The sequence below is a fragment of the Acinetobacter legionensis genome (genome assembly GCF_057165765.1).
Window position 1 is genome coordinate 2,375,226 of the sequence record NZ_CM169896.1, and the last position, 15,432, is coordinate 2,390,657.

17 protein-coding genes are annotated in these 15,432 nt (G+C 37.9%); 14 read left to right on the forward strand and 3 right to left on the reverse strand.

Annotated features, from left to right (window positions below; all coding sequences use genetic code 11):
- The first annotated feature begins 24 nt into the window (after nt 1–24).
- Genes AC2G3J_RS10965 through AC2G3J_RS10990 form a run of 6 tightly spaced genes read left to right on the forward strand, consistent with a single transcriptional unit; the run spans nt 25 to nt 6,196 of the window.
- Nucleotides 25–1,257 (forward strand): SfnB family sulfur acquisition oxidoreductase, encoded by a 1,233-nt coding sequence (locus AC2G3J_RS10965; RefSeq protein WP_483769971.1) that lies wholly within the window; start codon nt 25–27, stop codon nt 1,255–1,257.
- Complete coding sequence (locus tag AC2G3J_RS10970; protein ID WP_483769972.1) at nt 1,257–2,690, forward strand: LLM class flavin-dependent oxidoreductase; 1,434 nt, start codon at nt 1,257–1,259, stop codon at nt 2,688–2,690. The genes AC2G3J_RS10965 and AC2G3J_RS10970 overlap by 1 nt, the downstream gene beginning before the upstream one ends.
- Before the next feature lie 55 nt (nt 2,691–2,745).
- A complete protein-coding gene (locus AC2G3J_RS10975) occupies nt 2,746–3,627 on the forward strand; it encodes a MetQ/NlpA family ABC transporter substrate-binding protein (RefSeq protein ID WP_419327428.1) in 882 nt (293 codons plus the stop codon).
- A 10-nt stretch (nt 3,628–3,637) separates the two neighbouring features.
- Nucleotides 3,638–4,474 (forward strand): MetQ/NlpA family ABC transporter substrate-binding protein, encoded by an 837-nt coding sequence (locus AC2G3J_RS10980; RefSeq protein WP_483769973.1) that lies wholly within the window; start codon nt 3,638–3,640, stop codon nt 4,472–4,474.
- Between the two features lie 11 nt (nt 4,475–4,485).
- Entirely contained in the window at nt 4,486–5,556 is a 1,071-nt protein-coding gene (locus tag AC2G3J_RS10985) for a methionine ABC transporter ATP-binding protein (RefSeq protein ID WP_336953010.1), read from the forward strand.
- Nucleotides 5,537–6,196 (forward strand): methionine ABC transporter permease, encoded by a 660-nt coding sequence (locus AC2G3J_RS10990; RefSeq protein WP_336953011.1) that lies wholly within the window; start codon nt 5,537–5,539, stop codon nt 6,194–6,196. Before AC2G3J_RS10985 ends, AC2G3J_RS10990 begins: the two co-directional genes overlap by 20 nt.
- A 101-nt stretch (nt 6,197–6,297) precedes the next feature.
- Here AC2G3J_RS10990 and AC2G3J_RS10995 read toward each other — a convergent pair whose 3' ends face one another.
- On the reverse strand, nt 6,298–6,759 hold the full coding sequence (locus AC2G3J_RS10995; RefSeq protein WP_336953012.1) for a hypothetical protein: 462 nt from the start codon (nt 6,757–6,759) through the stop codon (nt 6,298–6,300).
- Nucleotides 6,760–7,083: 324 nt separating this feature from the next.
- Between AC2G3J_RS10995 and ychF the strand changes: the two genes are divergently transcribed.
- Both ychF and AC2G3J_RS11005 read left to right on the forward strand, forming a co-directional pair.
- Entirely contained in the window at nt 7,084–8,175 is a 1,092-nt protein-coding gene (ychF, locus tag AC2G3J_RS11000) for a redox-regulated ATPase YchF (protein WP_336953014.1), read from the forward strand.
- 465 nt (nt 8,176–8,640) lie between these two features.
- Nucleotides 8,641–9,252: a superoxide dismutase gene (locus AC2G3J_RS11005; protein WP_419327426.1), complete on the forward strand. Its 612-nt coding sequence runs from the start codon at nt 8,641–8,643 to the stop codon at nt 9,250–9,252.
- A 222-nt stretch (nt 9,253–9,474) separates the two neighbouring features.
- Here the strand turns inward: AC2G3J_RS11005 and AC2G3J_RS11010 are convergent, their stop codons facing one another.
- Nucleotides 9,475–10,017: an Mpo1 family 2-hydroxy fatty acid dioxygenase gene (locus tag AC2G3J_RS11010; RefSeq protein WP_483769974.1), complete on the reverse strand. Its 543-nt coding sequence runs from the start codon at nt 10,015–10,017 to the stop codon at nt 9,475–9,477.
- 330 nt (nt 10,018–10,347) lie between these two features.
- On the opposite strand from AC2G3J_RS11010, the gene AC2G3J_RS11015 reads away from it, so the two are divergent.
- Together AC2G3J_RS11015 and AC2G3J_RS11020 are read left to right on the forward strand one after the other, a co-directional pair.
- Nucleotides 10,348–11,049 (forward strand): Crp/Fnr family transcriptional regulator, encoded by a 702-nt coding sequence (locus tag AC2G3J_RS11015; RefSeq protein WP_483769975.1) that lies wholly within the window; start codon nt 10,348–10,350, stop codon nt 11,047–11,049.
- Between the two features lie 168 nt (nt 11,050–11,217).
- A complete protein-coding gene (locus AC2G3J_RS11020; protein ID WP_483769976.1) occupies nt 11,218–11,625 on the forward strand; it encodes a hypothetical protein in 408 nt (135 codons plus the stop codon).
- A 79-nt stretch (nt 11,626–11,704) separates the two neighbouring features.
- On the opposite strand, the gene AC2G3J_RS11025 is transcribed toward AC2G3J_RS11020, so the two are convergent.
- Complete coding sequence (locus AC2G3J_RS11025; protein WP_419327423.1) at nt 11,705–12,187, reverse strand: hypothetical protein; 483 nt, start codon at nt 12,185–12,187, stop codon at nt 11,705–11,707.
- Between the two features lie 102 nt (nt 12,188–12,289).
- Between AC2G3J_RS11025 and AC2G3J_RS11030 the strand changes: the two genes are divergently transcribed.
- The 4 genes from AC2G3J_RS11030 to purT all read left to right on the forward strand — a co-directional run bounded on the left by AC2G3J_RS11030 (nt 12,290) and on the right by purT (nt 15,430).
- Nucleotides 12,290–13,027, forward strand: a complete 738-nt coding sequence (locus AC2G3J_RS11030) for an AzlC family ABC transporter permease (protein WP_004720941.1) — start codon at nt 12,290–12,292, stop codon at nt 13,025–13,027.
- Nucleotide 13,028: 1 nt separating this feature from the next.
- Nucleotides 13,029–13,364: an L-valine transporter subunit YgaH gene (gene ygaH / locus AC2G3J_RS11035; RefSeq protein ID WP_004821146.1), complete on the forward strand. Its 336-nt coding sequence runs from the start codon at nt 13,029–13,031 to the stop codon at nt 13,362–13,364.
- Between the two features lie 168 nt (nt 13,365–13,532).
- On the forward strand, nt 13,533–14,030 hold the full coding sequence (locus AC2G3J_RS11040) for a metal-dependent hydrolase (RefSeq protein ID WP_483769977.1): 498 nt from the start codon (nt 13,533–13,535) through the stop codon (nt 14,028–14,030).
- Between the two features lie 191 nt (nt 14,031–14,221).
- A complete protein-coding gene (gene purT, locus AC2G3J_RS11045; RefSeq protein WP_483769978.1) occupies nt 14,222–15,430 on the forward strand; it encodes a formate-dependent phosphoribosylglycinamide formyltransferase in 1,209 nt (402 codons plus the stop codon).
- Nucleotides 15,431–15,432: the final 2 nt, after the last annotated feature.

A 15,432-nucleotide genomic window follows, 5' to 3' on the forward strand; every position in this document is an offset into this window, starting at 1 on the left:
TTTGTTACTCATCAGGGAAATATTATGACAACTTATCAAGATATCAATAAAACATTGGATGTACACAATCATCCCTTTGCACAAGCACATATTATTCAAAATGATCAAGAAGCTTTAGAAATCGCGCAACAGTTGAGTCAGCAATTTAAAGAGAATGCGGTACTCCGTGATGCTGAAAGAATTTTACCTTTTGATGAGGTTGAAGCTTTTAGTCAATCAGGGTTATGGGCGATCACTGTACCACGGCAATATGGTGGTGCAGAGGTCTCTAGTCATACTGTTGCTAAAATAATTGCATTATTCAGTGGCGTAGATGGCTCTATTGGTCAAATCCCACAAAACCATTTTTATGCACTAGAAGTATTACGTAATACAGGCACAGAACAGCAAAAGAAAAAACTTTATAGCGAAGTACTTCAAGGCGCACGTTTTGGCAATGCCCTCGCTGAATTTAAGACCAAGACTGCTGCACAAAAGCATACCCAAATTAATCAAACTGAACATGGTTATGTGGTCAATGGGGAAAAGTTCTATTGCACGGGCAGTCTATTTGCCCATCGTATTCCGACATTAGTCCGTGATGCTGAAGAACGTGAATATTTGGCTTTTATTTCTGCAGATGCACAAGGCTTACAACGTATCAATGATTGGTCAGGCTTTGGACAAAAAACCACAGGTAGTGGTACCGTAAAATTCAATCAAGTTTTTGTTGAATCTGAATATGTCATTCGTTTTGACACTGCATTTTCTGAACCCACCCTTGTTGGGCCATTTGCACAAATTATGCATGCTGCGATTGAAACAGGCATTGCGCGTGCAGCATTTGAAGAAACAATAGAACGGGTTAAACAAGCACGCGCATGGATTGATGCCAATGTAGAACGTGCAGACCAAGATCCACTGACCATTTATGAATTAGGTCGTGTTGCTGCTGATGTAAGAGCAAGTGAGGTTTTATTAAAACAAGCTGCTCAATCTATTGATGCAGCAAAACCACAACCTACAGTTGAAAATATTGCCAAAGCCTCACTAGATGTAGCTAAAGTCCGTGCACACAGTACAGAAACAGCATTAAAAGCGTCTTCAAAATTGATCGAGTTGGCTGGAAGTCGCGGTAGTCAACGTGCCGATGGCTTAGATCGACATTGGCGCAATGTACGGGTACATACACTGCATGATGCATCACGCTGGAAATATTATTTTATTGGAAACTATGTATTAAACAACATCCTTCCACCACGCAGAGGGACATTGTAATGACAAATACATCTCAACATACAGCACCTAAAAAACAAATTTTACTCAATGCTTTTGACATGAACAGTGTCGGCCATATCAATCACGGCTTATGGACCCATCCGCGTGATGAATCTCATCGTTTTAATGAGCTCAATTACTGGACTGATCTCGCTAAGACCTTGGAGCAAGGTTTATTTGATGGGTTGTTTATCGCAGACATTACCGGTGTTTATGATGTCTACCAGAATGGTATAGATTTAACCTTAAAAGAGTCCATCCAACTGCCGAGTCATGACCCATCTACCCTGATTTCCGCAATGGCAGCTGTAACCCAAAATCTAGGTTTTGGCGTGACCGTAAACTTAAGTTACGAAACTCCGTACCAATTCGCACGGCGCTTCGCGAGTTTAGATCATCTGACACAAGGTCGGATTGGCTGGAATATTGTGACGGGGTATTTGGACAGTGCTGAACGCTTAATTGGGCAAAAAGGTCTAAAAGATCATGACTTACGTTATGAACAAGCTGAAGAATTTTTAGAGCTTTGCTATAAGTTTTGGGAAGGTTCTTGGGAAAATGATGCCGTACAAAAAGATAAGCAAAAGCGTATTTTTACTGACCCGAAAAAAGTTCATCAAATTAACCATCAAGGGCGCTTTTATCAAAGCCAAGGGGTTTTCCAAGTCTCACCTTCACCACAGCGTACCCCTGTGCTCTTTCAAGCAGGTGCTTCACCACGCGGTTTAACATTCTCCACACGTCATGCGGAATGTGTCTTTATTGGGGGTGATCAACCTGCAAAAATCAAACAACAAGTGGACAAGATTCGAGAATTGACTGTGCAGCAAGGCCGTAATCCCGAAGATATTAAAATCTTTGTGGGAATCACAGTGGTTACAGCAGAAACAGATGAATTAGCTCAAGAGAAATTAGCTGAATATGCCCGCTATGCAAGTCCAAAAGCAGGTTTAGCACATTTCTCAAGTTCAGTCGGTATAGACCTATCCAATTATGCTGATGATGAGGCAATCCCATATCAACAAACCAACAGTATTGCTTCAGTCAATAATAAATTTAAGGAAAACCAAATCACGCCTAACGATCTTAAAGCACAGCATCAACTCGGTGGTCGTTATCCACTGATTGTTGGAAGTGGTGAAACAATTGCTGAAAAATTAATTCAGTTGATTGATGAAACAGGTATTGATGGCTTTAACTTAACTCGTACTGTTGCGCCTGAATCACATCATGACTTTATTCGTTTTGTTATTCCTAAACTTCAACAACGTGGCAGATTTAAAACCAAATATGAAAATGGTTCTTTACGCAACAAAATCTTTAACCAGGGTGATCATTTAACCCAACAACATCCTGCTGCTGATTTTCGATGTCAAAACTCAAATCATAACAACAGCATCGAAACGGCAGATCGGCAAAAGCAAACTGCCTAAATAACCTAATCAGCAAACATGATGAATTGAATAATTTCACTTTAAGGGGTGTCACATGACTCAAATAAACTCACCTACAAATGGTAATCCATCCAAAAAATCAGGCTCCAAGAATAAATTTATTCTGCTTGGTGTGATCATTATTGCCGTGATTGCAGGACTTTTTTATTGGAACCAACATAAAAAAGCCGGTTCAGAAGAAATCACCATTGGTATTAGCCCACCCTTTGCCAAGCCTTTACAAGTTGCAGCAGAGGAAGCCAAGAAACAAGGGATTCATATTAAACTGGTGGAGTTTTCAGATTGGAACACACCGAATATCACACTAAATCATGGTGATATTGATGCAAACTATTTCCAACACCAACCATTTTTAACCAATGCATTAAAAGAAACTGATTTTAAACTGAAACCGATTGCCACAGGTGTGGCAACTCATGTGGGCTTATATTCTAAAAAATATGATTCTTTAGCGGCTGTCCCTGAAAATGCACGTGTGGTGATTCCAAATGACCCAGTCAACCAAGGTCGCGCACTGTTACTTTTGCAACAGGCAAAACTCATCACCTTAAAAGATCCGAATAACCATTTATCGAACTTACAAGACATTATCTCAAATCCTAAAAACTTTAAATTTATTGAAGTTGAAGGACCTCAAACTGCACGTGCTGTAGATGATGCTGATTTAGTATTTAGCTACCCGCTTTATTTACGTCTTGCAAAAACCATTGATCCAAACAAAGCATTATTACTCGATGATAATACCAATACCCGTTATGCGATCTTGTTTGTCGTAAAAGATGACTATGAGCAAAAGCACCCAGAAAAAGCCAAACAGTTAAAAGAGTTTGTAAAAATTTACCAGACTTCGGACAAGGTCAAACAGGCTTTGAATGATGATATTGGTGAAAATTTATGGTTCCCTGGTTGGAAATAAGGAATAACTCATGTCCCAAGTTTCCAAACTCAAAAACAAGAACCTGCTGATTGGTCTTGCTGTTGTCATCGTATTATTGGGGCTGTTTACCTATCGTTATGTACAAAATCAACAAAAGGATAATGTACTCACGATTGGCATTAGTCCACCTTATGCAGAATTACTACAAACAGTTGCCAAAGAGGTAGAGAAAGATGGTATCCATGTCAAACTGGTCGAATTTTCAGATTGGCAAGCGCCCAATGTTGCGGTGCAAAACCGTGACATTGACGCCAACTTTTTCCAACAAAGTGTATTTTTAAAAAATGCCATTAAACAAACCAATTACGATTTGCATGCTTTTGGTACAGGTAGCGGCAGCCATGTCGGTTTATATTCAAAACAATATAAATCTTTAGCAGCTTTACCTCAAAATGCTCGTGTTGTCATCCCCAGTGACCCCGTTAACTCTGCGCGTGCTTTGATCTTGCTACACCGCGCTGGGTTAATTCAAATCAAAGACATCAACAATGAACTTTCAAAACTTCAAGATATTGTTGCAAACCCAAAACACTTGAAGTTTTTGGAAGTTGAAGGTCCACAAACAGCTTTAGCTTATGATGATGCAGATCTGATTTTTGGTTTTCCGCATTACTTAAATATGGCAAAAAAAGCCGATCCGCATAGTGCGCTGTTTTTAGATCCCGTTGATAAAAAGTACGCCATTCTTTTTGTGACACGTACCGATTATCAAGACAAAAATCAAAAGTTAGAGAAATTTATTCAAGCTTTCCAAAACTCACAGCAAGTTCGAGATATTTTAGATAAAGATTTCGGCAAAGATATGTGGTTTGCAGGCTGGAAATAAGGAGAATAGAAATGGTGAGTTTCGGTTCGCATGTTGATTTTTCAGTCCCTCATATCAAAATTCGTGATCTGAATAAATACTATGATGGGCAAGATCAACAGATCCATGCATTAAAAAATATCAACTTAGATATTCCTCAAGGCAAGATTTTCGGCATCATCGGTAAAAGTGGTGCAGGTAAATCTTCCTTAATCCGAACCTTAAATGGTTTAGAAGGTATTTCTGAAGGCAGTATTCATATTCATCAACAGAATTTGGCTGAACTCAGTCATGCTGAATTGATTCAAACACGGCAAAGAATCGGGATGATTTTTCAGCATTTTAATTTAATGTCTGCCAAAACCGTTTGGGACAATGTGGCATTGCCTTTAAAAATTGCCCATGTCGATAAAGCTGAAATTGAAACACGTGTCAACGATGTTTTAGATCTGGTCGGATTGGGAAATAAAGCACATAACTACCCTTCACAGCTGTCTGGTGGTCAAAAGCAACGTGTTGGTATTGCTCGTGCGCTGGTGCATCATCCAGAAATATTATTGTGTGATGAAGCAACGTCTGCACTTGATCCTGAAAGTACCTCAGTGGTTTTATCCTTGTTGAAAAAAATCAATCGAGAATTGGGGATTACCATTGTTTTAATTACCCATGAAATGCAAGTAATTCGTGAAATTTGCGATCAAGTGGTGGTGATTGAACATGGTGAAATTGTTGAGTCAGGACAAGTCTGGTCCGTGTTTTCACAGCCTCAGCAGAAAATCACACAAGAATTGTTAAACCTAGAACAGCTCGATTTGCCCTTTCCAGTGCATACAGAGCTGCAACAAGATTCCACCCATAGCATTTTAAAACTACGTTATGAAACCGATCCGAAAAACTCACCTGATTTAGTGGAACTTTTTAAAGTTTTTGAAAAATCGGTACATTTATATCAAAGTCACATCGACAATATCCAAAACCATTTGATTGGAACACTGATTGTCGGTACTGAACAAACCCATTTAGACCTGCATAATTTACAAGAAAGGTTAAAACATCAAATTGCGCAAATAGAGGTACTTGGCTATGCAAGAGCAACTCATTGATTTATTGCTGACCGGAACCATAGATACCTTACTGATGGTTGGTGTATCTGCCATTGTTGCCTTTTTGATCGGTTTACCTTTAGCCGTGATTTTGGTCAATACATCTGAGCAAGGGATTTATCCATCTAAAAAGATTAACCATGCATTAGGCACGGTGATTAATATTACCCGATCTGTTCCCTTTTTGATTTTAATGGTGGCACTGATTCCTTTAACCCGTTGGATTGTCGGAACCAGTTACGGAGTCTGGGCAGCTGTTGTTCCATTAACGTTAGCCGCGACACCTTTTTTTGCCCGTATTGCAGAAGTTAGCTTGCGTGAAGTTGATCAAGGTCTAATCGAAGCTGCACAAGCGATGGGCTGTAACCGTAAGCAAATTGTTTGGCATGTGCTTTTACCTGAAGCCCTTCCCGGTATTGTGGCAGGTTTTACAGTCACAATTGTCACCATGATTAACTCCTCTGCAATTGCGGGTGCAATTGGTGCTGGTGGCTTAGGTGATATTGCCTACCGTTATGGTTATCAACGCTTTGATATGCAAATGATGTTTGCTGTGATTGTAGTCTTGGTGGCTTTGGTCATGATCGTTCAGGCATTTGGTGACAGTTTGGCAAGCCAGTTGGATAAGCGGAAGATTTGAACGGATTGATCCTTTTTTAAAATACGAACCCTATGACGTTATTTAAAAGGAAGATTTAGTTCCTTTTAAATAACGATTATTCTAAAATTATAACATTTGCATTAATCGCAATTACATTTTTTAAATGCTGAAGCCGGTTGAGGTTCAGTCGCTATACCAGACAATATCAACTCTTGTTCAAATTGTTCAGCAAGAAGTGAAGGCTCATATAAACCAACATAGCAACTACTGGACTTGGCTGGTTTAATATACATTTTGTCAGTATGCACTTCGACAGTCACATCTTTACCACCATCTTCTGACATTAACGTACAAAAGAAATTAGCCTTGCAAGTATATGTTTTATTTTCGAGTTTAAATTGGATCCACCAATAATCTACACCGACTCTTAGAAAACCTGTCCAATATTCTGCGACACAAATCAAATAAGGTTTTTCTTTCTCTAAAATGTCCTTATCGCCATAATTATATACATCTGAATCATAACGATGTAAAAACTTGATTTCTGATATAGTCTTATTTGTCTTATTGACAAGGTTTACATTTGAATAATGTTTAGTCATTTTAAGTACTGCTATTCAATAAGGAAGTTAAAAAATAACCAATAAACATTGATCAACATATCCCTGAAATCAGGTAAATATTGTATAGATATAAGCATACTAGGGTTGGGAATATCCTAGTCAATAGAATTTATATGCCTTCACAATTTCTCTAACTGCACTATTATTTTTGCTCAATAAAACTCTATTTACACTCAAATATTTAGCACAGGATATAATATAGTCATGATCTGTTTAAAAACTTATAGGTCGCAGACCTGACTTTGTCATGGCTTTCATGTAAAATCATCCGCAATTTTTATATAACACTTTGTGAGTTATTTCATGGGTTTTAATTGCGGTATTGTCGGCTTGCCGAACGTTGGTAAATCTACACTTTTCAATGCATTGACTAAAGCTGCTATTGCTGCGGAAAACTTCCCATTCTGTACCATTGAACCAAATACAGGCATCGTACCTGTACCTGATCCACGTTTAGACAAATTAACAGCCATTGTTAAACCACAACGTGTTATTCCAACTACGATGGAATTTGTCGATATTGCAGGTTTAGTTGCAGGTGCATCTAAAGGCGAAGGTTTGGGTAACCAATTCCTTGCAAATATCCGTGAAACTGATGCAATTGCACACGTTGTACGCTGTTTTGAAGATGAAAACGTAATTCATGTAAATGGTAAAATTGATCCATTAGATGATATTGCAACGATTAATACTGAACTTGCACTTGCTGACTTAGAAACCGTAACGAAAGCAGTTACACGTTTGGCAAAATCAGCTAAAAGCGGTGATAAAGAAGCGCTTGCAACAAAATCTGTTTTAGAAAAAATTCTACCTTTACTTGATGAAGGCAAGCCTGCTCGTGCAGCTGATTTAGATGATGATGAACGTAAACTTGTGCGTGGTTTTGGTTTAATGACATTAAAACCAACCATGTATATTGCAAACGTTGCAGAAGATGGTTTTGAAAACAACCCACACCTTGAAGCTGTGAAAAAGTTAGCTGCTGAGGAAAATGCAATCGTTGTTCCGCTTTGCAACCAAATCGAAGCTGAAATTTCATTGTTGGATGATGAAGATCGTGCTGAATTCCTTGAAGCATTAGGTATGGAAGAACCAGGTCTAAATGTGGTGATTCGTGCAGGTTATAGCTTACTTGGCTTACAAACTTACTTTACAGCAGGTGTTCAAGAAGTACGTGCTTGGACTGTAAAAGTGGGTGCAACTGCACCTCAAGCTGCGGGTGTAATCCACACTGACTTTGAGAAAGGCTTTATTCGTGCAGAATGTATCGCTTATGATGATTTCATCCAATACAACGGTGAAAACGGCGCTAAAGAAGCAGGAAAATGGCGTTTAGAAGGTAAAACTTACATCGTTCAAGATGGTGATGTCTTGCACTTCCGTTTTAACGTATAAGCAGATCTCATTCTTTGATGAGACAGGTTGAAGACTTCTTCAACCTGTTTTTTTTCATCATAGAATCTTTCGCTGGTTTTAGTTTGGTTTATAAATGTCTGACGAATACTTAAAACTTGTTTTTTAAATCTAGATTCAACGATCTGTTGATTGATTTGCGGATCACTTTGACCATTCCCCTTATCGATCTAATTTTAACTCTGCTTTTTAATGAAACACGTATTCAGGTTTTTATAAAAAAATATCAACATTTAAAATTATAATATTCCAGTAAATATACGCGATATTTATTTACATCTTAAAACGCGCCAAGCGTCTATCGCTAAGCCCCTGCCTCAATTGATCATCTCTATTTTGAAATCAGCTACACAATAATAAAGTTAAGTTGGTTGCACTTTTGATGCTCATATATAATAATGATAATTATTAGCATTATCACTATACTTAACATAACAGGATTGATTCATGGCTTACTCGCTTCCACAACTGCCTTATGCATACGATGCACTTGAACCTAATATTGATACAAAAACAATGGAAATCCACCATACCAAGCACCATCAAACCTATATCAATAATATCAATGCTACAGTTGAAGGTACGCCATGGGAAAAGTTGTCGATTGAAGAACTGGTTTCAAAAGTGAATGAAGTTCCTGCTGATCTTAAAAATAGCGTGATTAATAATGGTGGTGGACATGCTAACCACTCTTTATTCTGGACAGTAATGAGTCCTCAAGGTGGTGGAGAGCCAATTAAACAAATCGCTGAAGCAATTGACAGAGATATTGGCGGTTTTGAAAACTTCAAAGAAGCTTTTACCAAAGCAGCACTGACACGATTTGGCAGTGGCTGGGCATGGTTGAGCGTTACCCCTGAAAAGAAAGTCATCGTAGAAAGCAGTGCCAATCAAGATTCACCACTGATGAATGGAAATATCCCGATTCTGGCTTTAGATGTCTGGGAACATGCTTATTATTTAAAATACCAAAATCGTCGTCCCGAATATATTGCGGCATTTTATAATGTTGTGAATTGGGAAGAAGTGAATCGCCGTTATTTAGAAGCAATCCAATGAAATACTATACAGACCATATGACGATGCCAATCTTCAATTCTTCACTGATTAAAAAAATAAAATTTTATATTGGTTGCGCCATTTTTTTCTTTGGTTTAGTGATTTTTATCAAAGAATTCTTATTCTAAGACAAACAAAAATATAGAAGTCGATACCCTTTAAGTCAGTTTAAATTACTGACTTAAAGGGTTTTATCATGAACTAGATTCTTTATCTTTCTAATTATTTCGCGTGTAAAGCGTCTAATGATTTTTCATCCATGGCAGTTCGTTGCTTTCTCGCTTCTGTTAGCATTTTTTCTTGTAGATCTTTACGAAAACCCAGCAAGAATACAAATTCAGCTAAAACAAATAATGGACCAATTGCTAAACCGACTAAATCGTCAACAAATGCGGGTTTTTTCTTTTCATAAAAATGCCCTACAAATTGGAATACCCATCCTACAACAAAAGTACCAATACTAATACTTAACCAAGTTCCCATGCCCAATTGCGCAATTTTATAGGCAAATGGATAGGTTACTGCATAAATAACCAACATTAAAAAGCCCAATGATTTATCCAGACTCAAATAATAAATCACACTTAAAACCAATAGAATCAATGCCAAAGTGATTTCAAAACTTGAAAGCATCACCCCTGCTCTAGCCGTTAAACACATGATTGAAAATACGATCATCGGAATACCAATAAAATGCGTAAATACATTTTTATGGTCTAAATGATAAGCTGCGTATTGGCTAAGAAGTTGCTCTAATCTATTCATTTTCAGCGTCCTTGTTAATCTCTTCATTTCACTATATAAAAGCGCTAAGATAAAAGTTGTCGTCTACCTGACAACTTGAATTGATTTTTCATTTAAATTTTCAAAGAAGTAGATAACAACAGCTTTCACAATAAACTTATTGATACATTATGGCCTGTGATTGTGTCATATTTCCGCTAAATTATTGCTCTTGAAGGAGGATTGTAAATGGTTCTACTCAGCGCTTATCGTTACTGATTTTATCTAAGGTAATTTCTACCCTACTAACTGCTGTTAGATATATTTTAAAATCAAAGCAAAGATTAACCATGATATATAAAAGGACATATTGTGCTGAATTCAACGGATCTTGAATTATTATCAAAGAATTTATGGTATTCACAACTGCCTACTCCTTTTCAACAATTGATTCAACAACGAGCCCATTATCAAAAATTTGAGCGTGATCAAGCGATTTTCAGATCAGGCGATCTATTTAATGGCATCTATGCCGTCTTAGATGGTCGGGTACGCTTAGGCTATATTGATATTGAAGGAAATGAATCCGTTGCTGCTATTGCAGAACCAATTATGTGGTTTGGAGAAATTTCTTTGGTGGATCAGCAACCACGTTCTCATGATGCAATTGCTGTTGGAAAATGTTTAATTTTACATCTCCCCAGCCAAGCGATTCAGAAAATTTTAAATGACTATCCGCAATATTGGTTCCATATCGCCCAATTGACCAGTCAAAAACTTCGCTATGCTTTTTTAGAACTCATTTCAATTCAAACCCAACATATACGACAACGATTAGCTCAGCGTTTGATGTTTATCTTAAACGGCTATGGCAATCATATCCGTATTGAAAATAACATCATTCATTTATCACAAGAACAATTGGCATTGCTGCTCAAATGCTCACGTCAGACCATTAACCAAGAATTACATTTACTCGAACAACAAGGCGTTTTAAAAATTGCCTTTAAAAAAATAGAAATTTTAGATATCAAGCAATTACATTCTATTGCTCACTCACTAGGCCAACTCTAATTTAACACATCACTTTTCTACTTTTAGATAAATATTAAATTCACCTTAAACGGCTGGAATATATAATCATTTCATAAATAAAATATACAAATAATCTATTCTACTTTGTGAAAAATACAATTATATTTTAGCGAGGCGCTAATGCCATCTCAATAAAAGTTGAAATAAATGAAAAAAATCACAACATTGCTCACAGCGGGATTATTCACTTTACTTAGCGCTTCTGCTTTTGCTTGTCCTAAAGGTACAACATTGGTTGGTGGTACAGGCCCAAACCATAAAGGTGGCAAATGCGTCGCTGCAAATCCTGCAGCTCAAGCGACTCAAAAAGCGACCACTGCAAGCACAAAAGCCAAAGCAGATGTGACTCAAGCCAAAGACAAAAGCATAGCTGCAACCAAAGCTGTTGAAGCGAAACCGAAAGAAGCAGCGACAAAGCTAAAAACAGAGACTGCCGCAAGCAAAGCAAAAGCGGAAGCAACAACCAAAGCTGTAAAAAATGACGCCGCTACAAAGTCAACTGCTGCTAAAGACAAGGCCGTGAAAACAGCATCGACCAATCCGTTAAAACCTTAAGCAACGAAAAGCTTACTTAACGAACGTTCATATGAATTAAAAAAATGGCGCATATTTGCGCCATTTTTTCTAAGACCATTTAAAAAATATTATTATTTGCTTTGGTATTGCCTAAACTTGGATTTTCAATTGCATCTTTACATTGTGCTTTATCACGTTCATATTGCGATTGATTTTTTTGCATCTCACCATCTTTTTCCAATGTCGATCTTGCCCAAGTATCTAAACTGGTCATGGCTTTACGACACAAAGCGTATTTACCTTCTGTCACTGAATCGGTCATTTTGACGTTGATACGCCAGTCTGTACTTAACTTTCTTAAAGGTTTACGTACATTATCTTCAATCAAATTTAATTGCTTACGGTAGACAAAGGGTTCAACCTGATTAATCAATTTCCATGCTTCGTTGGCATAGGTTGTCGCATCATTGGTTAGTTTTGGCGCAGCTTTAATTTCAACTTTTTCTTTAGGTTCAGAAGATGAATTACCACATGCTTGTAAACCTAAAACACCTAACATCAAGGTCATACTCAATAATAATTTCGACTGATTTGCGAACATAAAGTTACGCCTAAATAAACATTTCGCTACTATGCTAGTAAATTCGGGTAGAATACACAATCTTGATTTTACCTTTTGTTTTACTCTCGTTTTAGGTGTCCTGTGTCAGAGCACAATCCCTCAGTCCAAACTGCTGGCTTTTGGCAAGGCGCTAAAGACAGTCAAGCCATCATCTTTACTTATCTACCTGTATCTTTTGCCTTTGGTGTATCAGCGACCCAATTTGGTTTTAGTGCATGGGAAGCCTTATTTCTATCTTGCTCTATGTACGCTGGGGCTAGCCAATTTCTTGTGGTTGCATTATTGGGCAGTGGTACATCTATTTGGATGACAGCACTTACAGTCATTGCACTGGATATTCGCCACGTACTTTACGGGCCAGCCTTACAAAACCTGATTCAGGACCGTTTAAACCTAAAAAAGACTGCAGTATGGGCATGGGGTTTAACCGACGAAGTTTTTGCGGCTGGAATGATTAAACTTTCCCAACGTCGTCAAGAATGGTCAGAGTCTTGGATGCTAGGACTCAGCTTGTTTAGCTGGATGTCATGGGCCTTAGGTTCATTTTTAGGCGGTTTATTTGCAGATCAAGTCAGCGACTTACCGCAATTTTTACAAGCCGCTTTAGACTTCTTGTTACCTGCATTGTTCTTAAGCTTCTTACTGGCAGCCTTTGAGAAAAAACATACTTTTGTGGTTGCCGTATCTTTAGTGGTTTCCGCATTGGCCTGTTATTTTATCAACATGTCTGCAGCAATTTTTATTGGGATTGCCTCTGGAATTTTAGCGGGATTATTTAAACATTATGTTTTAAAGCAAACTGATGAAGTGAGTATTTAAAGTGGATTTACAGATTATTTTGGTGGGGATATTGGTCGGTATTGCAAACTTTGCTTCACGCTTTGGTCCATTCTATCTGCTGCAAAAAAGCCAACAACACACACAATCTCGTGGCGCAACATGGTTAAAAATTGCATTAGGCAGTATCGGCATTGCAGCAATCAGTTCAATGTTAATTGTTGCCACTCTTCCGCCATTGATCGAAACCCCAAATAAAAGTTTTGCGATGTTGGTGGGCTTTATTGTACTCACAGGATTGTATTTTAAATTTAAAAGAATTGTCTTGGCGACTCTCACAGCAGCATTAGCCTATGGTTTGGTCTATACCTATTTGTAGTTTTGTTGATTGTAGTTCATTTTAATGCATCAGCAAATCAGCGTTTAAAATTAAAGTCTCTAGGATTTAAAATGCTTCCATCTAATCAATTTACAATAAAAAACCATGTGAATTAATTGGTTGTGTATGATTTCTTTCCAATATAATATTTAAAATACGCAACTTGATATGTTTATCGCACACTTACCTTCTGGCTATATACTTGCTAAACTTTTACTCCAGAAATTTAAACAGACAAAAATCACCAATAAAGCTTTTTTTACGCTGATTATGCTTGGTGCAGTTTTTCCTGATATTGATTTATTCTATTTCTATTTATTCGATCATAGATCGGTACACCACCATAAGTATTTTTTACATTGGTTTTCATTTTGGATTCCAATCTTTCTAATTGCTTTATTTTATTTCATCCATTCAAAATATACGGCTAAACCTGCCCTAATGATCAGTCTTTTTTCGGGTGCTGCCCTGCTACATATCGGGTTGGATACTTTTGTAGGTAATGTTTGGCTTTTTGCACCGTTTATTGATCAACCCTATGTGTTTTTTGAAGTAAGCTCACGTTATCAGCCGTGGTGGTTAAACTTTATTCTGCATTGGTCGTTTTTTATAGAACTACTGATCTGCCTTATTGCATTGATTATGTTGGTTGGTAAAAAGAATTGATCAAAAAATTATTGATCAACTTTCTTGCGAAAATTCAAAGCTACTTCATTTGCAGTGACAAACAATCTAGAAGCTAAAGACTTTATAAAAAAATCTGTTAGACAATATCATTATTTTATGTCAATCAGCCCTTAACACACGCCTGAGTTCTGCTATGCTAACAGTCCATAAGACAAGCATGGAAGAATAGCATGAGCGTTACTATTGGTACTCCACTTCAATCATCTGCCTTTAAAGTTTTACTGTTAGGTTCAGGAGAGCTTGGTAAAGAAGTGGTGATTTCATTACAACGACTTGGTGTTGAAGTTCACGCGGCAGATCGCTACGAAAATGCACCTGCCATGCAAGTTGCTCATTTCTCTTATAGCTTAAACATGGCGGACGCAACAGAATTAAAAGCTTTAATTGAAAAAGTAAAACCTAATCTTATTGTCCCAGAAATTGAAGCGATTGCTACTCAAGTATTAGTCGAAATCGAACAACAAAATATTGCAACAGTGATCCCTTCAGCAAAGGCAGTGAATTTAACGATGAACCGTGAAGGGATTCGTCGATTAGCGGCGGAAGAACTTGGTCTACCCACTTCCGCTTATCGTTTTGCCAATACCTTAGAAAGCTTCCGTTCTGCATGTGATGACATTGGTTATCCGAACTTTGTTAAACCTGTAATGTCTTCCTCTGGTAAGGGGCAATCTCGTGTCAAAGAATATGCTGAAGTAGATGCGGCTTGGGAATATGCTCAAACTGGTGGTCGGGTAAATCAAGGTACAGTCATCGTTGAGTCACAAATTGACTTTGATTTTGAAATCACCTTACTCACTGTACGTTCGAAAAATCCAGAAACAGGTGGAATTGAAACCGCTTATTGTGATCCGATTGGACACCGTCAAGACTCAGGCGACTATGTAGAAAGTTGGCAGCCCCAAGCAATGACAGAAGCAGCTTTAAATGAAGCCAAACGCATTGCCAATAAAGTCACTGTAGCACTTGGTGGATGTGGGATTTTTGGGGTAGAACTGTTTGTAAAAGGTGATAAAGTATGGTTTAGTGAAGTATCACCGCGTCCACACGATACAGGCTTAGTCACACTTGCATCACAATTCCAAAGCGAATTTGAATTACATGCACGTGCGATTTTGGGTTTACCTGTCAATACTGAACGACATAGTATTGCTGCAAGTGCTGTAATCTATGCAGGTATGGATGCAAAGAATCTTTCATACTCTGGCTTAAATCTTGCTTTGCAAAATCCTGCGACAGACTTACGCCTGTTCGGTAAACCTGAAGGATTTAAACGTCGCCGTATGGGCGTGGCAACAGCACGTGCTGAAACAACAGACCAAGCACGTGAACTTGCACAAGAAACGGCTTCAAAAGTCACAGTTCATTTAAACAACTAGCC